A 19,890-nucleotide genomic window follows, 5' to 3' on the forward strand; every position below is an offset into this window, starting at 1 on the left:
TCATTCGCATTTGTGAATGAGGTTTTTTTATGGACAATGAATTCACCTTTGCGAAAGTTGAAGGTGAATGCGACTTGGCTTTGTGCGATTCGTTTTACAGATTTCTAGGAAAGTACTACATTTGAGATTTAGATATAAATTCAATCGGGGAACAGCTTGAAAATAGATCAAGCTCTTTGAATCAAATGTTTCATAATCAAATAGGTTGTGATTCATTGTTCTAGCATACTAAATCAAAAAAAATGAACCAGCTAAAACCATTTATTTATCTTCGGAGAAGCTTGATTTCTCTGCTATTGATCACCGTTTGTTTTACACAACTTCATGGCCAGTCGCAAACCAATAAACGTGCTCAATGGTTTGTCGATGCGCGCTTTGGCATGTTTATCCACTGGGGGCTGTACAGTGGTGCGGAAGGAATATGGAAAGGTGAGCCGCTGCGAAACGAAAATAACTACGCGGAGTGGATCTTTTACCGTAACCGCATTGATAAGGAGGAATATTTGGACTTGCTCGATCGCTTCGACTGGGAATCCATTGATCCGGAAGAGTGGGTTTTGCTGGCGAAGCAAGCGGGCATGAAATACGTAACTCTGACGGCCAAGCATCACGATGGCTTTGCGCTGTGGGATAGTCAGGTGTCTGATTATGATGTGGCCGAATATACAAAACCCAAACGCGATATTGTAAAAGAGCTGGCCGACGCATGTCAGAAACACGGGCTTAAATTGGGGCTTTATTACTCGCATTGGGTCGATTGGGAGCATCCTTATGGTTGGGATCATAATAAGGAAATTTATTCCATCTCGGCGGAACATTATGACCAGTATTGGCAGGAAAAAGTCATTCCACAAATGCGGGAGCTGTTGTCCAACTACGGGTCAATTAGTATGATTTGGTTTGACATGTGGATCAACCATTCCGAATCGATTATCACCCAAAAGCAACTGTTGCAACTCAAAAGCCTCATCCGCGATTTGCAACCCGATTGCCTGGTGAATTCTCGCTTAGGTCTTTCCATCGAAGAAGACAGCGATATTGACTATCGAACTTTAGGCGATAACCAGCTGGGGACACAGAAGTTGGATTATCCTTGGCAGTCGCCCGGAACCGTTGCTCATTCCTGGGGCTATCATCAGCTGGACACGGAATGGAAATCGACCAGCAGTCTGCTTCAGGCGCTGATTGGCAATGTAAGCCTGAATGGGAATTATATGCTGAACATCGGTCCACGGGCGAATGGTAAGGTGCCGTATGAAATTAGCCAGCGTCTGCGCGAAATGGGGCAGTGGTTGGAAGTCAACGGGGAATCAATTTATAATGCTGAAGCTTTCGACTTGCCCGAGAATCAGCATGACTGGGGGAAGATTACCTATAAGAAAGTAGCCGATGGCATTCACCGACTCTATTTGCAAGTATTCAACTGGCCTTATAATTCAGAAGTTCCACTTACCGGAGTGACAACCAAACCGCAGAACGCGTTTGTGTTGAGTGATAAGTTACAGGCTTCGCTGAAGTGGAGACATCAGGACGTGTTAACAAGTATTGAGCTTCCGGCAGCACAACCCGATCATCTGATTCCGGTGATTGTGCTGGAATATGATCGGAAACCGGAGATCATGGAAAAATTGGTGGCCAAAACAGTGGATGGCGGCTTTTCATTAAAGGTGGAAAACGGGTTTTCCGAAGAAGGAAAAGGGAGTCGTTTCGGCTATGAGCGGGGAGGCACCATTCCGCCACATGTGCTGGTGGAAGTTACGTACCAAGTGGGCTGGAAATTATTTATTGATGAGCCGGGGAACTACCGGGTGGATGCGTCGTACAGTTTTCAGGGTGAGAAGCCGGCCGGACAGTTGAAGGTGATAGGAGCAGAAAGTGCCTTGGAGCATTCTTTTGCACCTACGGGATTGACTGTTGGTGAGCCCAACAGCAAATGGCATATTCCTAATTTCAGCTCGCACAATTTGGGGGTACTTTATTTTCCTAAAGCAGGTGTTTATGAAATTTCGATGAATGTTGAAGCGAATAAAAAGCAACCGCTTCAATTTCAGTGGCTCTGGTTGAAAAAGCAAAAGAATTAAAAGGACTTCTAATGAAATGGAGTTCTTACTTTAACATTGAAGCGATGAAAATATCGAACCAAATAGAGTGAATGCTGGTTTTTCAAATATATTTTAGATCAAGTTTAAATATTCAACATTAATATCTACTCATATTATGAATCGAATTGTTTTTGCATTAGTTATTTTTTTAATGTGTTCCTGGACGGTTCAAGCTCAGCAGCAGGATTGGGAGAATGAACAGGTGATTGGGATTAACAAATTGCCGGCCCGGGCAACTTCCTATTCATTTTCGACCCCGGACAAGGCTTTGACTGGAAACCGGGATCAGGCGCGTATGTTGTCTTTGAACGGCAGTTGGAAGTTCCATTTTACGACTGAATCCAAAGACCGGCCAACTGATTTCTTTGAAAAAGGACAGCTTTACAGCGAATGGGATGATATTACTGTTCCCTCTTGCTGGGAGATGCAGGGTTATGGAACGCCGATTTATACGAACGTAACGTACCCGTTTCCCAATACGCCGCCTACCATTGAGCGGGAAAATCCGGTGGGCTCGTACCTCAAAAAATTCACTTTGCCTGAAGACTGGAAGGATGACCAGATTATCCTGCATTTTGGGGGAATAAGCTCAGCTGCTTATGTGTGGCTGAATGGTGAGATGGTGGGCTATACAGAGGGAAGCCGATTGCCTGCTGAGTTTGATATTACTTCGCTGGTTCAGGCGGGCGAAAATAGCCTGGCGGTTCAGGTATTTCGCTGGAGCGACGGCAGCTATCTTGAAGACCAGGACCATTGGCGCATGAGCGGCTTGCATCGGGAAGTGATGCTTTTGGCTCAACCCAAAGTGAGCATCAACGACTTCTTTATTCGCACAAAGTTTGATCAACAACTGGAAGACGCTTTGTTTATGGTACGTCCCGAAATTTCGGTGGCTGGCGATATTGACACCAAAGGGTGGACGCTTGAAACACAGCTGTATGGCCCAGATGAAGAAGCCACTTTTGCAAGCCCGCTTTCGATACCGGTTAACCGGGTGCGTTTCGAAGGCTATCCGCAGCGCGACAATGTATATTTTGGCCTGTTGGAGACTGAAGTGCAAAGTCCGCAAAAATGGTCGGCCGAATCGCCCGCTTTGTACACCGCCGTTCTGACGCTTAAAAACGAAAAGGGTGAAGTGGTGGAAGCCAGAAGTACCAAAATGGGATTTCGACATATTTCTACCGATGGAGGCGTTTTCCGGGTTAATGGAAAAGGCGTGAAATTGTATGGGGTCAATCGCCATGATCACAGTCCGGTGGGCGGAAAAACCGTTACCCGAGAAGAAATGCTGAAAGATGTTCTGTTGATGAAGCAGTTTAATTTCAACTCGGTACGCACCAGCCACTATCCGAACGATCCTTATTTCTATGACTTGTGTGATGAATATGGTTTGTATGTGATTGACGAAGCCAATATTGAAACACACCACGCTGGCGGTTACCTCACCAACCAGCCCGAGTGGCATCAGTCGTTCAACGAGCGGGTCATCCGCATGGTGGAGCGCGATAAAAACCATGCTTCTATCGTGATGTGGTCGTTGGGAAATGAATCGGGAACGGGACCTAACCATGCGGCCGCGGCAGGTTGGCTCAAGGATTTCGATCCGAGCCGCCCTATTCATTATGAAGGCGCGCAGGGTGCACCCAATCACCCCGAATATAAAAAAGTGGGAAGTAAAGAGTACTGGTCGATTACCAACTCGTCCAACCCAACCGATCCGGCCTATGTGGATATGTTGAGCCGGATGTATCCGACACTGGAAGAACTGGAAGGAATGGCTACCAGTCCTTACATCCACCGGCCTATTTTGATGTGTGAGTATGCGCATGCGATGGGGAATTCATTGGGTAACCTGAAAGAATATTGGGACTTGATTCGCAAGCACGATAACCTGATGGGAGGACATATTTGGGACTGGATTGACCAAGGAATCACGAAGACCGATGAAAATGGAACCGACTATTTTGCGTATGGTGGCGACTTTGGCGATACACCAAATGACAATAATTTCTGTCTTAATGGGGTGATTAATCCTGATCAAACGTTGAAACCTCAGATGTATGAGTGTAAATACGTGTTTCAGCCGATAGCTTGGGAAGCTTATAAGCTGGAAGAGCAGCAAGTAATTATTAAAAACAGACTGAATTTTACCAATCTGAGTAATTACGAGCTTCGCTGGTCAGTTTCAAAATATGGAACTGAAGTCGAAAGTGGCGTAATTGAAGATAGCGACTTACTGCCGGGCGAATCGAAAATTATTCGTTTGCCATTCTCCAAGGCCTCTGGTGATGCCGAATACTGGTTGCGTTTGAGTGCTCACCTGAAAACAGATACCAAATGGGAAAAAGCAGGCTATGAAATTGCCAAAGAGCAAATGCTGATTCCTGAATCGAAACCGATCACTTTAGCGCCTTCAACGAAGAAGGAAACCGTTCGTATTCTGAAGGATGATGCACAAAAAGTGGTGCTGGGAAATAAGAACTTTGAAGTGCAGTTTGATAAACAATCGGGCTATCTGACTTCGTACAAAGCAAATGGTGTGGATATGATCTCCTCAGCGTTGAAACCCAACTTTTGGCGTCCGCTAACCGATAATGACAGCCGGGGCTGGCGTGTTCAGGAGCGTTTGTCGAAATGGCCTGAACTAGCTGAAAATTTCAGTCTGACCAACTTCAGCACCGAGGAGGCAGATTCAAAAATAAGCATTCAAACGACTTTGGAAAACGAAGGAGTTCAGCTGCAATTGGCTTACGAAGTAACGGTCGACGCACGGATTCATGTGGCTTACACCATCGAAATACCGGAAGAAGTTACAGAACCGATCCGGATTGGTATGACAACCACCGTTCCAAAGTCATTGGAAAACATGGCTTTCTATGGAAGGGGTCAGCATGAAAACTACATCGACCGTAACCAAGGAGCAGAGGTTGATATTTTTAGTGGGCAGGTGAGTGACTTTACCTTTGACTACATCGTTCCTCAGGAGAATGGTAATCGCACTGACGTACGCTGGTTGAACCTGGTCAACGCGAAAGGACAGGGAATAGTGGTCTTTGGTGATCAGCCGATGGCAACCTCGGTATGGCCCTACACCGCAGAAATGCTGGATAAAGCGACGCATACCAACGAACTGAAAGAAGCTGGTTTCTTCACCCTGAATATTGATCTGACTCAGGCTGGAGTTGGCGGTATTGATAGCTGGTCGCTGCGTGCGCGGCCTATCGATTCATATCGCTTGCTGGAGAAAACCTACAGCTACGGTTTTACTTTGGTGCCACTACCCAAAGGAGGCGTTGAAAAACTTTTTTAACCCAATTTGAATTTGATGAAGGGTCTCTGTTTCAGAGGCCCTTTTTTTGTGCGTAATCATTTTAGTTACTATTTTGTTTCTATAAAACAGCAACTTAATTCAAGATCTATGCCAGATTCAGCCAATGGAAAAAAGGAAAAACCCATTTATGTGGTTTCCGGTGGAAAAGGACTCGCCGGGAATAATATGGTTCAGTCTTTACTCATTCAGTATCCGAACAATAAGGTTCGCGTGATTATTGTACCCGATGTTTCGGACGAGCAAGAAATACTGGAGGTTGTGCTTCGAGCTAAAAAGGATGAAGGCTTGATAACCCATACTATGGTCAGCCAGGACTTGCGGAAGAAACTGATTCGGTTGGCACAGAAGCATGAGGTAAAACAGGTCGACTTTATGGGTGGTCTGGCCGATTATCTGGATCAGGAATTAGGAATTCCATCGTTGAAGACCCCCGGTCTTTTTAGGGAAATTAACCAGCGGTATTTCGACCGCATTGAAGCCATTGAGTTTACTTTAAACCATGATGATGGCATGAGTCCTGAACGATTGCATAAAGCCGAAATTATTTTGTGTGGCGTTTCCCGGTCGGGCAAAACCCCCTTGAGTGTGTACTTGGCCATGTATGGTTGGAAAGTGGCTAATGTGCCTCTGGTTCATGGTATTAAGCCACCGCAGGAATTGTTCGTAGTGGATCCGCAGCGGGTGTTTGGTTTGCACATTGGTTATCAGCATTTAATTGCTCACCGCATCAAGCGTTTGCGAAGTCTGCCGCGGCATGATAGTTCGAATTATACCGATGAGGCCAAAGTGAAGAACGAAATCCGCAACGCTTCTTTCATATTCAGGAAAGGAGGTTTTACGGTGGTGCATGTGTCGAACAAGCCGGTGGAGTCGACAGCAAATGAAATTTTGAACATCATGAATGAACGCTTTGAGTATGGTGGTCGGCGCATTAGATCTCCTTACCAAGATACGACCAACCCAGCTGGAGTTGATGAAGATAGCGGACAAAGTCTAAATATCAAGTCATCATCAGATTCTAACACAGAGGAATAGCTTGCATTAATGAAAAGGACCTGAGATTATTTTCTTTAATCCTGTTATGCAATAGAGTATCCTACTCGACTTCACTTTTTTTTCCACTCGCTTACCTGTGTGTACAAGTTTGTTTTGTTGTCAAATCGTTTGATTATTTGGTGTTTGCATTCGAGATTCAGTCTGAACTCAGCTTAATTTTCTAATATTTTGACTTATTTAGAACAATTATAAGAGCAGTTTAAAATCATTTTGGTATTTTCGGACTCGTTACTGAAAACCCAATTGTTAATCAAAAGATAACAAACAAGCTTCTAGAAGAGGACTTTAACAATAAATCAACTTTATAAGAATTAATAATCAAATTATGAATCAGCAGAAGAGTTATTTAGGGCCATTTCTTACGATGGTATTTTTATTTTTTATCGTTGGATTTTTGACGGTAGTCTTTCAACAGTTTCAGAAACCTTTGGAATCAGCATTCCTTGGAGCTGATAGTATTCAAGGGATTAAAAACACCTTGTCAATATTAGTAACCTTCACTTGGTTCTTGGCTTACCCGGTAATGGGTGGAACAGGAAGTAAGTGGGTTGACAATTACGGTTATAAGAAAACCTTGATCAGAGCCTTGATCTTAATGGTTTTTGGTTTGTTAGTCAGTGCTGGTTCAGCATGGATTGGTTCAATGGAAAATTCACCCGCAGTTGCCGGTATTCCAGTTGGATTCTTTGTATTCCTGTTAGGTTCATTTGTTGTCGGATCAGCAGCAACGGTAATGCAAGTTGTCATTAACCCTTACCTAACTGCTTGTGATGTAAAAGGAACAAGTGCTATTCAGCGTATTACTATTGGAGGTTCTTCAAACTCTATTGGTACAACTATCGCTCCTTATTTTGTGGCAGGTATCGTATTTGGTGGTGTATCTATTGCGGATGTAAAAATCGATCAGGTATTATTACCATTCGTTTTGTTAGCTGTAACCATTGCAGTTGTTGTCTTTATCGTAAGCAAATTAACTCTTCCTCATATTGAAGGTACAACAAATGAAGCTGGCGCTAAGCTTGAAAAAAGTGTTTGGTCCTTTTCTCACCTTAAGTTAGGTGTAATCGGTATTTTCTTTTATGTAGGTGTTGAAGTTGCCATTGGTGCTAATATTAACATGTATGCCGACTGGCTTGGTGGAAGTTTTGCTGAAAGAGCATCACGTATGGCCATGTTATATTGGGGTGGTATGCTTGTTGGACGTTTAGTAGGAAGTACGTTAAGTAAGATTTCTGCAAAAGTACAGTTGGTGGTAACTTCAGTTGGTGCAACTACCTTGGTTTTAATTTCAATGATTACAGGTAATCCTTGGTTCTTAGTCGGTATCGGACTGCTACACTCGATTATGTGGGGTGGTATTTTCTCTTTGGCAGTAGCTGATCTTGGAAAATATACTTCTAAAGCATCAGGAGCATTGATGATTGGAGTAATTGGTGGTGCGATTCTTCCACTGATGCAAGGTATGATGGCTGATGCTTTAGGCGGAAATTGGGCCTGGACTTGGACGCTTGTGGTTATTGGTGAGCTTTATATCCTATATTACGCTTTGATCGGGTCTAAAGTACATCAGAAAGGGTAATCGTCCTTTTATCGATATAATAACATCATGACTTTCTAATTTACTAGAGAGTCGTGATTGTTTAAGAAGATAGATAATTAATTTAAAATTAGTCATATGAAGAAAGTAGCAATAGGTGTCGATATTGGCGGCACCAATACTGCAATAGGTGTTGTTGACGAGGCGGGAAATGTGATGGTTAAAGATTCGATACCTACTCCTGCACATGGAAATTTGGAACAATATATTGAGGAGCTAACTGTTGCCATTAAAGAGCTGATCAAATCAGTGAAATTAGTGAACAGTGACCTGGAGGTTTTGGGTATCGGAATCGGAGCTCCTAATGGAAATTACTATAGCGGAACAATTGAATATGCACCAAACCTCTCATTTAAAGGTGTTTTGCCATTGGTTGAACTGTTGAAAAAGAGCTTTCCTGAATTGGATGCTTTGGCATTAACCAATGATGCCAATGCTGCGGCCATCGGTGAGATGATTTATGGTGGAGCCAAAGGCATGAAAAACTTTGTGATGTATACCTTGGGAACAGGTGTAGGAAGTGGTATTGTCGTTAATGGTGACTTGGTTTATGGTGCTGATGGTTTTGCGGGAGAATGCGGACATACCGTTCTGATTCCAGGCGGCCGTTCTTGTGGTTGTGGTACTAAGGGACACCTTGAAGCATACTGTTCAGCTTCGGGAATGAAGCGCACTGCTTTTGAGATCATGGTACGTGACAATGCAAATGACAGTTTGCTGGCCGATAAATCATTTAAAGAACTGGATTCGAAAATGATTTTTGATGCTGCCGAAAAAGGCGATAAAGTAGCTTTGGAAGTCTTTGAGCTGACTGGCAAGTGGCTGGGACAGGGATTGGCCGATACGGTTCATCACCTGAGTCCTGAAGCAATCTTCTTGTTTGGTGGCCCAACAGCTGCCGGAGATTATATCTTCAAGCCAACTAAAGCGAGTATGGAAGCTTACTTGTTGCCCATCTTTAAAGATAAGATCAAAATTCTTCCTTCGAAACTAAAACAAGGCGATGCCGCTATTGTAGGTGCCAGTGCTTTGGTTTGGAAAGAAGTTGAAAAATAAGGTCAATTTAATGACTAAAAAAAACGGGAACTCTCAGGAGCTCCCGTTTTTTTTAGCTTATATCTTTCTGAAACAGATGAGCGATATCGTTGATCGTTTCATCCAGGTTTCGGTAGTGAAAATCGATTGTTTCTTGAATTTTATCTCCGTTGTACCGATGAATACGGTTAGAGCCGGAAACAGCTTCCCGGGTGATTTGGGGGCGTTTCCCGGAGAAAAAGCTGGCTAAGCGCGCAGCACGCCACACTATTTGTAAAACCAGATCTGAAGCGAAAGTTCTAGGACGTGGTTTTTGCAGCGAATCGGCTATTTTGTTGAAGAAATTTTGGTAGCTCATGTTGCCAGCGTTTAAAATGAACCGCTGGTTCTTGGTGTGTGTGAAATCTTGATCATCCATCAGTTTTACCATGGCCAAAGCCACATCACGCACATCCACAAAGCCAGTTTCGCCTTTGGTATAATATTTTAGTCCTTTGGCAATGGCTTGGAAAAGCTTTGGACTTCCAATATCCCAGTTGCCGGGACCCAGAATAATGGAAGGATTGACGATTACAGCGTCCAGCCCTTCCTCCGTGCCGCGCCATACTTCCATTTCAGAAAAAAACTTGCTAAGGCTGTAGCCTGATTTTTGCTTGGATGGGATCCAATAGGTTTCTTCGTTGATTTCGCTGCCATCCTGGGTTTTACCCAAAGCGGCAATGGAGCTTACATGGCAAAACTTCTTGACCTTATTGTGAAGCGCCGCGTTAATCAGGTTGGCCGTTCCTTTCACATTGTTGTTAAGCATGCTGTCGCGGTCGTTGGCATGAAAGGATACAATGGCTGCACAGTGGTATACTTCAGATGCTCCTGCAAGCAGATCTTCCATGCTGTGGTAATCCAAAATATCACCTTCCACCCATTCAATTTGCTCATAAAGCTGATCGGGCTGATCGGTGTAGTAGGCAAATATCTTTCTCACCCCTTTCAAATTGCTGGTCGGGCGTTTTAAAACACGCACCTTTTTGCCTGAACTTAACAAGTTAAAAAGCAAATGCGAGCCAACTAATCCTGTGCCTCCGGTTACAAAAATCATAGTTTTCAATTCAATAGTAAGAGCTTAAAAGTAACAAGAACCGGTGAGCTTGCCAACGGTTAAACTTATTCCTTGTGTTGGTTCCAGGGAGTCACGGCTTTGGCTCCAAACACTTTGCCTGTAATTTTTTTAATGTGCACTTTCATAATACCGACATTGATCACTGCTGGTTTGCCAAATTCGAACTCGCGGTCGCTGTATTGGGCCATGGTTTGCTGAAGCATGCGGTATTTTTCATCGTAGTCATTAATAATCTCCACTACGCCTTCAACAAGCACCGATTTTGACTTGACACGATAACTACAGCCAACGCGTTCATCCTGCCAGGCCAGCTCTTCGCCCAGGGTCCAGTTTATGCATACTTTCGGGTTTTTTCGGATGGTTTCCCACAGGCGGCCTTCCTGGGCCGAATGCAGAATAACCGTGTCGCCATCCAGCCCGAAGTTCATGGGTAGAAGATAAGGCACATCTCCGTCCGACATAGCCAGATAGCAGGTTTTGCACGCTCTGATGACTTCGTTTATTTCTTCACGGTTCTCAATAAAGAGGGTTCTCATGGGGATTTATTTTATCGGGTAACGGTTCGGTTGCCTAATTGGATAGACAGGTGCTTCTCTACTTTTTTTAAGTTGAGGTATTGATTTTGAATGCTCATGACCTTTTCCATGTCGGAAGCAGCAAGCTGGATGCCTTTTTCCAGGTCGGCAAGCATGTTTTTCACTTTTCGGAGTTTGTATTCTTGTACAATCTTCGGAACAATTAAGTCCAGTATTTCATTTTCAGCTTCCACAAAGGCGCCGCCGCGTGTCCAACGTTTGCTTTCGGTGTATTTTTCAGAAAGCAAGTCACTAGCCAGCTGGCTAATGCGTTGGTCGGAATGATGGGTGAAAAACGACATGGGTTTAAATTCGGCGTTGTCCAGGTTTTCGCGGAATAAATCCAAAAACTGGTTGATGAGCTCATTGTCCGAATATAAACCATCGGCTTCAATTTCTTCCAATACAAAACGGCCTACCGAAATAAAGATGGGGTCCTCCGGATTTTCTCCTTCCTCCTCAAATACTTCGGTGTGAAAATACTTAAGCAGCACACGCAGGATTTCACGTTCCTCGATTTCACAAAGGTTTTTAGCGATGTTGACTGGCCGTGGAATGGCTGGTTGTCGCTGCTGTGCCGCCTGTTCGCGGTATTCTTTCCGACGGTTGTCTTCCGACTCTCTTTGCATGACCTTCCGGATTTCGGTGTAGAGAATATCTTCACCAACATCCATCAGCGTGCTGCACTCTTTGATGTACATCGAACGTGTAATGGTATCGGGAACCACGGAAATGGAGCGCACAATATCACTAATCAGTCGGGCTTTGCTTACCGGGTCATTTTCGGTATTTTCAAGCAGCAGCTTGGTCTTAAACCGAATGAAATCGGTTTGGTGTTCGTCAATGTACTCCTGTAATTGTGTCGAGCTCATGGAGCGGGCAAAGGAGTCGGGATCTTCTCCTTTAGGAAGCAGCAGAACCTTTACGTTCATGCCTTCCTCGAGCACAAGGTCAATTCCGCGTAGCGAAGCTTTAATGCCAGCCTCATCGCCATCATAAATAATGGTGATGTTGGGTGAAAAACGCTTGATCAGCCGGATTTGATCCGGAGTTAATGCTGTTCCCGAAGAGGCGACGACATTTTCAATGCCGGCCTGATGAAAAGCCAGTACATCGGTATAGCCTTCTACCAGGTAGCATTTATCTTGTTTGGTGATCTCACGTTTGGCCTGAAAAATACCATAGAGCACCCGGCTTTTGTGGTAAATTTCCGACTCGGGCGAGTTGAGGTATTTAGCAATGTTTTTATCACTTTTCAAGGTGCGGCCTCCAAAAGCAGTCACCCGGCCAGCAATGTTGTGAATGGGGAACATCACCCGCCCTGCGAAACGGTCGCGCACCCAGTCGTCCCGTTTGATGGTCAACCCGGTTTTTTCAAGGTATTCCATCTTATAGCCCTGCTTTTGCGCGGCCTGGGTAAAAATGTCTTTCCCATCGGGACAGTAGCCTAACTCAAACTTCTTGATGATGTTGTCGTGTAGTCCCCGCTCGCGCAGGTAGCTGAGGCCGATGGTGCGACCTTCATTCTCTTCCCATACAAAACGGGTGAAATATTTTTGCGCAAAAGCTGATGCGATCATCATGCTTTCGCGGTCGTCTTTCAGTTGTTTCTGATGCTCTGTTTCCTCTTCTTCTTGAACATCGATGTGGTATTTCTTAGCTAACCATTTCAGCGCTTCGGGATACGAAAGTGATTCGTGCTCCATGATGAAGTTAACGGCATTACCACCTTTCCCGCAGCCAAAACACTTAAAAATGCCTTTGGCTGGCGACACGATAAATGAAGGTGTCTTCTCGTTATGGAACGGGCATAATCCAAGCTGGTTGACTCCTCTTCGCTTCAGTGTCACAAATTCCGAGACGACCTCTGAAATCTCGGCTGCATCCATTATTCTGTCAATTGTTGCCTGGTCTATCATACCCACAAAAGTAGGAAAATAGTCCTTAATTGGGTCGGGCTGTTGAAAAGTAATTGGGCGATATAATTCGATGAAATTAGGCAGGGCAATAGCTGTCGCGTCTTGCTCAGCTAGTACCTCTTTTGTTTGGCTAATTTTTCTTCGGATACGAATTCATTTTCTGTTCAATATGAGGGATTCAGTGTTGACGGATAATTGCAAAGCAGGGCATTTCAGCTTATCTTTAAAACAAAAATAAAGACGTATGAAAAAGAAACTGGTGGTTTTAACAGGCGCCGGGATGAGCCAGGAAAGTGGCATCCGTACCTTTCGGGATATGGGTGGTTTGTGGGAAGAATATGACATTAGTGAGGTGGCCACTCCTGAAGCCTGGTTGCGAAACCCCGAGCTGGTGATGAAATTTTACAACGACCGGCGCAAACAGCTTTACGAATGCACGCCCAATGCCGGGCATTTTGGTTTAGCAGACCTGGAAAATGCTTTCGATGTGCAGATTATTACGCAAAATGTGGATGACCTGCATGAGCGGGCTGGAAGCACAAAAGTTCTGCATTTGCATGGCGAATTGAAAAAAGTACGTAGTACCCAACACTCCGAATTAGTGTATGATTTGGATGGCTGGGAACTCAAATTTGGCGATCTGTGCGAGAGAGGACACCAGCTTCGCCCGCATATTGTGTGGTTTGGTGAGGAGGTGCCGGCAATGGAGGACGCGGTTCCAATGGTAGAACAAGCCGACATTTTTGTGGTGGTAGGCACTTCGCTCAATGTTTATCCGGCTGCCGGTTTGATGCATTATACTGGCAAAGACGTACCTGTCTTTGTGGTTGATCCGGAGCGTCCACCAATTGGTATGAAAAAGGTTCAATTTATTGAGGAGAAAGCTGGAGTTGGGGTGCGCATGCTGCGTGATCGGCTTCAAGAATTAGCTTGATCCTGCGTGAGCTGTTGACTTTGGTTGTTAATTCGATGATCCTTTTACCGTTGGGGTTTTCCTATGAGCATGGAAGAGCCGGCAATAGCATGCAGAAGTCGCTATGAATGCTTTGTTCCAATTTGGCTTTTGAATAGTGTATCAATAAGCTTCTTTCGACCATCTCGAATGAAAAGTCAATTTTTTTTCAAAAAAGTGAAACGTTTTGAGGGTAAGTGAGTCTTATACGTAAGCCAGAAAACAAATTCGGACAATTGAAACAATTCTAAACAATGCCAAGAAAATTACTTTTCCTACTGGGTGTGTTATTTTGCACAGCCGGATTTCTTTATGCCCGGAATGATGAGGATGGAAAAACCAGCCGGAGAATTATCAGTGGACACATTTTGGATGCTGAGAGTGGCGAAAGTCTGATTGGCGCTTCCGTACTTATTCAGGAGCTTAACCTTGGTACCATCAGCAACAACTACGGCTTTTATTCCATTGCTATTGCTCCCGGTTCATATACTCTGATTTATAGTTATATTGGATACGAAGATTTGGTGCAGCAGGTTGAGCTGGCCGAAGACCAGCGACTGGAGATTGAGCTGGCTCCTGAGTCGGCAGAGCTGCAAGAGATTCAGGTGCTGGGGGAGCGCAAAGATCAAAACATCACCCAAGTGGAAATGGGGGTTGAGCGTTTACAAACCAAAACCATTAAGTCCATTCCGGCTTTGATGGGAGAAGTAGACTTAATTAAGGCTATTCAGCTTTTGCCAGGAGTGCATTCGACGGCTGAAGGTGGATCGGGCTTTAGCGTGCGTGGCGGAAGCCCCGATCAAAACCTGATTTTGCTGGATGAGGCAACGGTTTACAATGCCTCTCACCTGATGGGCTTCTTTTCGGTTTTTAACAATGATGCCATCAAAGATCTAAAATTGTACAAGGGCGATGTGCCAGCGCAGTATGGCGGACGCTTGTCTTCGCTGCTCGATGTCCGGATGAAGGATGGGAACTCCAAAACGTTTTCCGGAGCAGGAGGCATTGGTACTATCTCAAGCCGACTAACCTTGGAAGGCCCGATCAAAGAGGATAAGACGACTATGCTCCTTTCCGGAAGGCGAACTTACATGGATCTGTTTTTGCCCCTTTCGTCTGATGAAGATGTGAAAAACAGTCGTCTGTATTTTTACGATGCCAGCCTGAAATTATCGCACCGCTTCAACGAAAATAACCGCTTGTATGTGAGTGGCTACCTCGGTCGCGATGTCATGAAAAGCAACTTTTTCCGCATGGGCTTTGGAAATAAAACTTTTACTACACGCTGGAACCATATATTTTCAAGTAAGCTGTTTATGAATTTAACGGCTGTTTGGAGCCGATACGATTATGAACTGGGAACTGATGAAGAAGATCCGGAATCCTGGCTTTGGGAGTCAGATCTGGAGGATTTGGGGCTGAAAGCAGATTTTGGCTATTACATCACGCCAGAGCATTCGCTGAAATTTGGAGTGCAAAGCTTTCATCATGCCTTTAACCCGGGAATGGCCATGGGCATTGGCGATCAGTCGATTTTTGGCGAATACCTGGTCGGTAAAAATTATGCCTTGGAACATGCAGGCTACCTTTCACATCAACATCAAATTGGCGACAAACTGATATTGAAATATGGGCTTCGGCTGTCGCTCTTTCAGAATATTGGCGAAGGAATAGTTTATACGTATAACGAAAATTACGAACCGGTTGATTCCACCAACTATTCGTCGGGCGAAGTGTATCAGAACTACTGGGGAATTGAGCCACGCTTTGGTGTTAATTACCTGCTGGCACCGGACTGGTCGCTGAAATTCAACTACAACCGCTCGCGGCAAACCATTCAGCAGGCTTCGAACACAGCAGCAGGAAGCCCTCTCGACATTTGGTTTCCGGCCAGCCCAAATGTGAAGCCGCAGCTTGCGGATCAGTTTGCTTTGGGCCTGTTTCGAAACTTTCAGCATGATCGCTACCAGCTTTCGTTAGAAGCCTATTACAAGGATATGAAAAACACCGTTGATTTTGCAGACCATGCCGAGTTGTTGTTGAATAAGTACCTTGAAGGGGAATTGCGAATTGGCGACTCCAGAGCTTATGGGGTGGAATTGCTGATGAAAAAGACTGAGGGGCGGCTGACCGGATGGATCGGCTACACCTTGTCGCGTGCCGAACGTACTATTCCGGGAATCAATGAGGGGAAAACCTATGCGGCGCCTTTTGATAAAATGCACGATTTTAGTTCCGTTCTGAATTATGACTTGAGCAAGCGCGTGTCGTTATCAGCCAACTGGGTTTATTCCACCGGGCAGCCCGTGACCCTGCCGGTTCAGCGTTATGAAATTAGCGGCACCATTGTCCCCTACTATTCCGAGCGAAACGGGGCGCGCTACGATGATTATCATCGGTTGGATTTGTCCCTGACCTTGCAAAATCAGAATAAGAAAAACCGGGCATGGACCGGGGAGTGGGTGTTCTCGATATACAATGCCTATAACCGAAGAAATACCTGGGCCTTGAATTTCGTTCAGGATACTGAGAATCCAACGGAGACCTATGCTGAAAAAACGTATTTGTTTCCTGTGATCCCGGCAGTAACCTATAACTTCAAATTTTAATTTCTATGAAATCAAGATACGCAATTGTCTGCCTGTTTTTATTGATGACGTTGTTTGCCTGCACCGAGCGAGTTGACTTTGAGCTGGATGAAGCCGGAGAGCCCTTGTTGGTTGTTTTTGGCGAAATCACCAACGATACGATGGCTCATGAAGTGAGGTTGAGCAAATCGGCTCCCTACTTCTCCAACCAAGCGGTCGAGATGGTGTCTAACGCGGAATTAAGCTTGTATGATGGAGTGGAGACCATTGAGCTGGCTGAAGATCCGGAGCGGCGCGGCGTATATTTAACGCCTGTAGATTATTTTGGTCTCGTAGGCCGCGAGTACCGGCTCGATATTTCGAATGTGGATGTAAATGCAGATGGTGAGCTGGAAACTTATTGGGTTGAAACCGAAATGAAACCAACAGCTCCGGTTTTTGGCGTGGCTGTGGTTTATAATGTGAGTTGGGAGGGCTGGGAGGTCGGAGTGTTTAGTGAAGATAATCCGAATACCGAAGATTATTATTTGTTTAAAGTCTACCAAAATGGGGTGCTTGCTACCGACTCGCTGCATAACTACCGGGCAGTGGATGATCGTTTTTTTAACGGCAATGAGCTGCAAGGAGCCTTTGTACAGTACTTCGATGAAGAGAAGGGAGAACAGGTTGCTAAAGGAGATACCATCACGCTTGAAATGGCAGGAATCACACAAGAATACTACGACTTTCTTGTTGCAGTAGATCGTGAGACCAGCACAAAAGTACCGCTTTTTAGTGGCCCTCCGGCCAACATCAAAGGAAACATTAGTAATGGAGCACTAGGCTTCTTTGCCGTGATGGAAGTCGATCGGGGATCAACGATTTTCAATGGGGCAACCATTAGCGACTAAATTTTTTCCAGTGCTATAATCAGGCAATGGCCAGCGTTAGAATGCTGATTTTGGCCGGGCAGTTTTGCAGAATGGTTGCCGCGCAAGCTTCCAGAGTAGCCCCGGTTGTAACCACATCATCAATCAGCAGAACATGTTTCCCTGCAAAGGCTTCTGGCTGGTGAAGTTCAAAAATATCTTCTACATTTTCCCATCGTTCGTAGCGCCCTTTTTTGGTTTGGGTGCTCGAAAACTTTCGTCGAATGAGCGCTTCTCGTTCAATGGGGATGCCGAGCTTATCCGACAAGCCTTTCGCCAGATGGTAACTTTGGTTGTAACCTCTTTTACGCTCTTTTTTTGGATGAAGTGGAACCGGACAAATCAGATCTACCGCTCCGATGAATTCGGAATTCTGAAGCTCGAGTGCATATTGAGCACCCATATATTCTCCCAGTTCTTTCATCCCCCGGTATTTAAGCTGATGTAGGATCTTCTGATACGGACTTCCTTTTTTAAAGTCGAAGTATGCTGTGGCCCGTTGAATAGGCACCCGACCATAAAACAGCTGTTCCATGGCGTTTTCAGGCTCATCATGAAAATTGGTTCGGGGCAGGTGAAGCAGGCACTTCAAGCAGAGATACTTCTCCATGGTGATTAGTTTTTCACCGCAAACCAGACAAAGTCGGGGATAAAACAGTTCGAGAAAGGCATGGACGTAGTTAGATATGTTGCTCATGAACGGATAATTTTTAGGAAAAGATAAAGTAAATGGCGTAATACTTCGTTAATCGTTAGCGACTATCTGAATACTATTTTAACAATTGACAAGTATGATGATAAATTGGATTAAGCTTTTCTTCGGAATAACTCTTTGTTTTTATGTTTTAAAAAAAATGGAGTGATCCTTAGTGTGATAGCTTTGGGTGTAAAATGCAGGAGATAATCTTTTGGTGCTGAGCCTGACAGCCATTTTATACGTAAGATTTTATTTTTTTCAAGGAAAGCTTGCTTTTCGACAATCGTTGACCGCTTATTTTTTGACGTAAATCTATTTTTAGAACTTGTTTTTATTAAATTTGTGAGCAAGCTACTCTTAATTCAAACTAACTAAACTATTACAGCAATGGCTGGGAAACTTCGAAAATTCTTTCAGGAAAAAATTCTCTTTGTCCTTTTTATTGGATTTGCTTTAGGGTTGTTGGCGCTTATTAGCTTTAACAAATCGGTTGAATATTCGTCGACCAACGAGTTTTGCGAATCATGCCATGTTCATCCCCACGTGACCGAATCATGGAAATTATCCACACACTACGATAATAAACACGGGATTCAGGTGAAATGTGTGGATTGTCACTTGCCTCCAAAAGGCGAAGGCTACTTAATTGAAAAAGCCCGGCTGGGCGCCAAAGATATTTATGGTTATTTATTTAAAGATCATGAAAGTTTTAACTGGGAAGCCAAATCTACTGTTGAGGAGGCCCAGCACTTCACATATAAGGCATCGTGTATTCAGTGTCATGTCAACTTATTCCCTTTAACTTTATCGAAAGAAGGACAGGATGCGCACCTTTACTATTCTCAGAATGAAGAAGAATTGCGCTGTATTAACTGTCATTTGCATGTTGGCCATTTTGATCCTAATGCGACACACGAAAGCAATATCGGCTTTGGAAAGGATATGCAGGCCAATATCGAAATTTACCAGGCACCAACACCCGTTGAAAAGCTTGAAAATTTCACGGAGAAGATTCCTGAAACACCGGTATCATTCGAGATGGTGGCTATTCCCGGCGGAACTTTTAAAATTGGGAGTCCGGCTGATGAGTCTTACCGGGACGAAGATGAAGGTCCTCAGAAAGAGGTGCAGATCAGCTCTTTCTTTATGGGTAAAGTGGAGGTGACCTGGAATGAATACCTGGCTTTCTACAGCCAAACCGGAGCCGAAGGAAGAAGTACCGACACCGAGGGTTCGCGCACAGAAGATGATGTGGATGCCATTAGCGGACCAACGCCACCTTACGGACAGCCAGACCAAAATTGGGGATTGGGCGATCGTCCGGCGATTACTATGCGTCATCGGGCTGCACTGGTTTACTGTGAGTGGTTATCGAAAGTGACGGGAAAAACCTATCGCTTACCCACCGAAGCCGAATGGGAATATGCCTGCCGTGCCGGTAGTCAAACGCCTTACTTCTTTGAAGGCGATCCAACTGATTTCTCGCAAACAAAACTCTGGAACAAAATTTTTGGAGCAGATACCACCAATATTAATTCGCATGTAATTTATGATGCCAACAGCATGGCCAAAACACAGCCCCCTTCCGCAGTACAAACCAATCCGTTTGGCTTGAAAAATATGCTGGGGAATGCTGCTGAGTTTTGTCTGGACTGGTACGCGCCAGATGCCTATAGTGCATGGAGCGATGGAGCTCGCGATCCGAAAGGGCCAGCGAGCGGAACCGAACATGTTGTTCGTGGCGGTTCGTTTAAGAGTACTGCTGAAGATGTGCGTTCGGCTGATCGCGATTATACCAAAACGGAAGCCTGGATGAAAACAGACCCGCAGATGCCTAAGAGTATCTGGTGGTATTCTGATGCTAATATGGTTGGCTTCCGAGTGGTTTGTGAATTTGATCAAAATACTGGAAATCCATAACTAAATCTAATGTATCATGACAGAAAAATCGAATTTCTCAAGACGTAAATTTTTAACCAATGCAGCAGCTATAGGTGCTGTTGGCGTAATAGG

General features: G+C 44.6%; 14 protein-coding genes. 10 read left to right on the plus strand and 4 right to left on the minus strand.

Going from position 1 to position 19,890, the window contains the following annotated elements:
* Positions 1-242 precede the first annotated feature (242 nt).
* The 5 genes from ACUNWA_RS18630 (at position 243) to ACUNWA_RS18650 (ending at position 9,142) form a co-directional block, all read left to right on the plus strand.
* Positions 243-2,081: an alpha-L-fucosidase gene (locus ACUNWA_RS18630; protein ID WP_445593440.1), complete on the plus strand. Its 1,839-nt coding sequence runs from the start codon at positions 243-245 to the stop codon at positions 2,079-2,081.
* 136 nt (positions 2,082-2,217) lie between these two features.
* Positions 2,218-5,412, plus strand: a complete 3,195-nt coding sequence (locus ACUNWA_RS18635; protein ID WP_445593441.1) for a glycoside hydrolase family 2 TIM barrel-domain containing protein — start codon at positions 2,218-2,220, stop codon at positions 5,410-5,412.
* A 108-nt stretch (positions 5,413-5,520) separates the two neighbouring features.
* Complete coding sequence (locus ACUNWA_RS18640; RefSeq protein ID WP_445593442.1) at positions 5,521-6,468, plus strand: pyruvate, water dikinase regulatory protein; 948 nt, start codon at positions 5,521-5,523, stop codon at positions 6,466-6,468.
* A 346-nt stretch (positions 6,469-6,814) separates the two neighbouring features.
* Positions 6,815-8,068 carry a hypothetical protein gene (locus ACUNWA_RS18645; RefSeq protein WP_445593443.1) on the plus strand — a complete coding sequence of 418 codons (1,254 nt, stop codon included), beginning with the start codon at positions 6,815-6,817 and terminating at the stop codon, positions 8,066-8,068.
* Positions 8,069-8,164: 96 nt separating this feature from the next.
* Positions 8,165-9,142 carry an ROK family protein gene (locus ACUNWA_RS18650; protein WP_445593444.1) on the plus strand — a complete coding sequence of 326 codons (978 nt, stop codon included), beginning with the start codon at positions 8,165-8,167 and terminating at the stop codon, positions 9,140-9,142.
* 52 nt (positions 9,143-9,194) lie between these two features.
* Here the strand turns inward: ACUNWA_RS18650 and ACUNWA_RS18655 are convergent, their stop codons facing one another.
* The 3 genes from ACUNWA_RS18655 to dnaG form a co-directional block, all read right to left on the minus strand.
* On the minus strand, positions 9,195-10,217 hold the full coding sequence (locus ACUNWA_RS18655; protein ID WP_445593445.1) for an NAD-dependent epimerase/dehydratase family protein: 1,023 nt from the start codon (positions 10,215-10,217) through the stop codon (positions 9,195-9,197).
* 65 nt (positions 10,218-10,282) lie between these two features.
* Positions 10,283-10,774 carry a pyridoxamine 5'-phosphate oxidase family protein gene (locus ACUNWA_RS18660; RefSeq protein WP_445593446.1) on the minus strand — a complete coding sequence of 164 codons (492 nt, stop codon included), beginning with the start codon at positions 10,772-10,774 and terminating at the stop codon, positions 10,283-10,285.
* 11 nt (positions 10,775-10,785) lie between these two features.
* Positions 10,786-12,732, minus strand: coding sequence for a DNA primase (gene dnaG / locus ACUNWA_RS18665; RefSeq protein ID WP_445593447.1), 1,947 nt, complete (start codon positions 12,730-12,732; stop codon positions 10,786-10,788).
* Between the two features lie 244 nt (positions 12,733-12,976).
* Between dnaG and ACUNWA_RS18670 the strand changes: the two genes are divergently transcribed.
* The 3 genes from ACUNWA_RS18670 to ACUNWA_RS18680 all read left to right on the plus strand — a co-directional run bounded on the left by ACUNWA_RS18670 (position 12,977) and on the right by ACUNWA_RS18680 (position 17,162).
* Positions 12,977-13,666, plus strand: a complete 690-nt coding sequence (locus ACUNWA_RS18670; protein ID WP_445593448.1) for an SIR2 family NAD-dependent protein deacylase — start codon at positions 12,977-12,979, stop codon at positions 13,664-13,666.
* Positions 13,667-13,938: 272 nt separating this feature from the next.
* Positions 13,939-16,293, plus strand: coding sequence for a TonB-dependent receptor (locus ACUNWA_RS18675; protein ID WP_445593449.1), 2,355 nt, complete (start codon positions 13,939-13,941; stop codon positions 16,291-16,293).
* Between the two features lie 5 nt (positions 16,294-16,298).
* Positions 16,299-17,162 carry a DUF4249 domain-containing protein gene (locus ACUNWA_RS18680; protein ID WP_445593450.1) on the plus strand — a complete coding sequence of 288 codons (864 nt, stop codon included), beginning with the start codon at positions 16,299-16,301 and terminating at the stop codon, positions 17,160-17,162.
* Between the two features lie 19 nt (positions 17,163-17,181).
* On the opposite strand, the gene ACUNWA_RS18685 is transcribed toward ACUNWA_RS18680, so the two are convergent.
* Complete coding sequence (locus ACUNWA_RS18685) at positions 17,182-17,877, minus strand: ComF family protein (RefSeq protein ID WP_445593451.1); 696 nt, start codon at positions 17,875-17,877, stop codon at positions 17,182-17,184.
* Positions 17,878-18,264: 387 nt separating this feature from the next.
* On the opposite strand from ACUNWA_RS18685, the gene ACUNWA_RS18690 reads away from it, so the two are divergent.
* Both ACUNWA_RS18690 and ACUNWA_RS18695 read left to right on the plus strand, forming a co-directional pair.
* On the plus strand, positions 18,265-19,797 hold the full coding sequence (locus ACUNWA_RS18690; protein ID WP_445593452.1) for an SUMF1/EgtB/PvdO family nonheme iron enzyme: 1,533 nt from the start codon (positions 18,265-18,267) through the stop codon (positions 19,795-19,797).
* Between the two features lie 16 nt (positions 19,798-19,813).
* Positions 19,814-19,890, plus strand: a 77-nt coding sequence (locus ACUNWA_RS18695; RefSeq protein WP_445593367.1) for a twin-arginine translocation signal domain-containing protein, incomplete at its 3' end; no start/stop codon positions are given.

This window comes from Sunxiuqinia sp. sy24 (assembly GCF_052677165.1).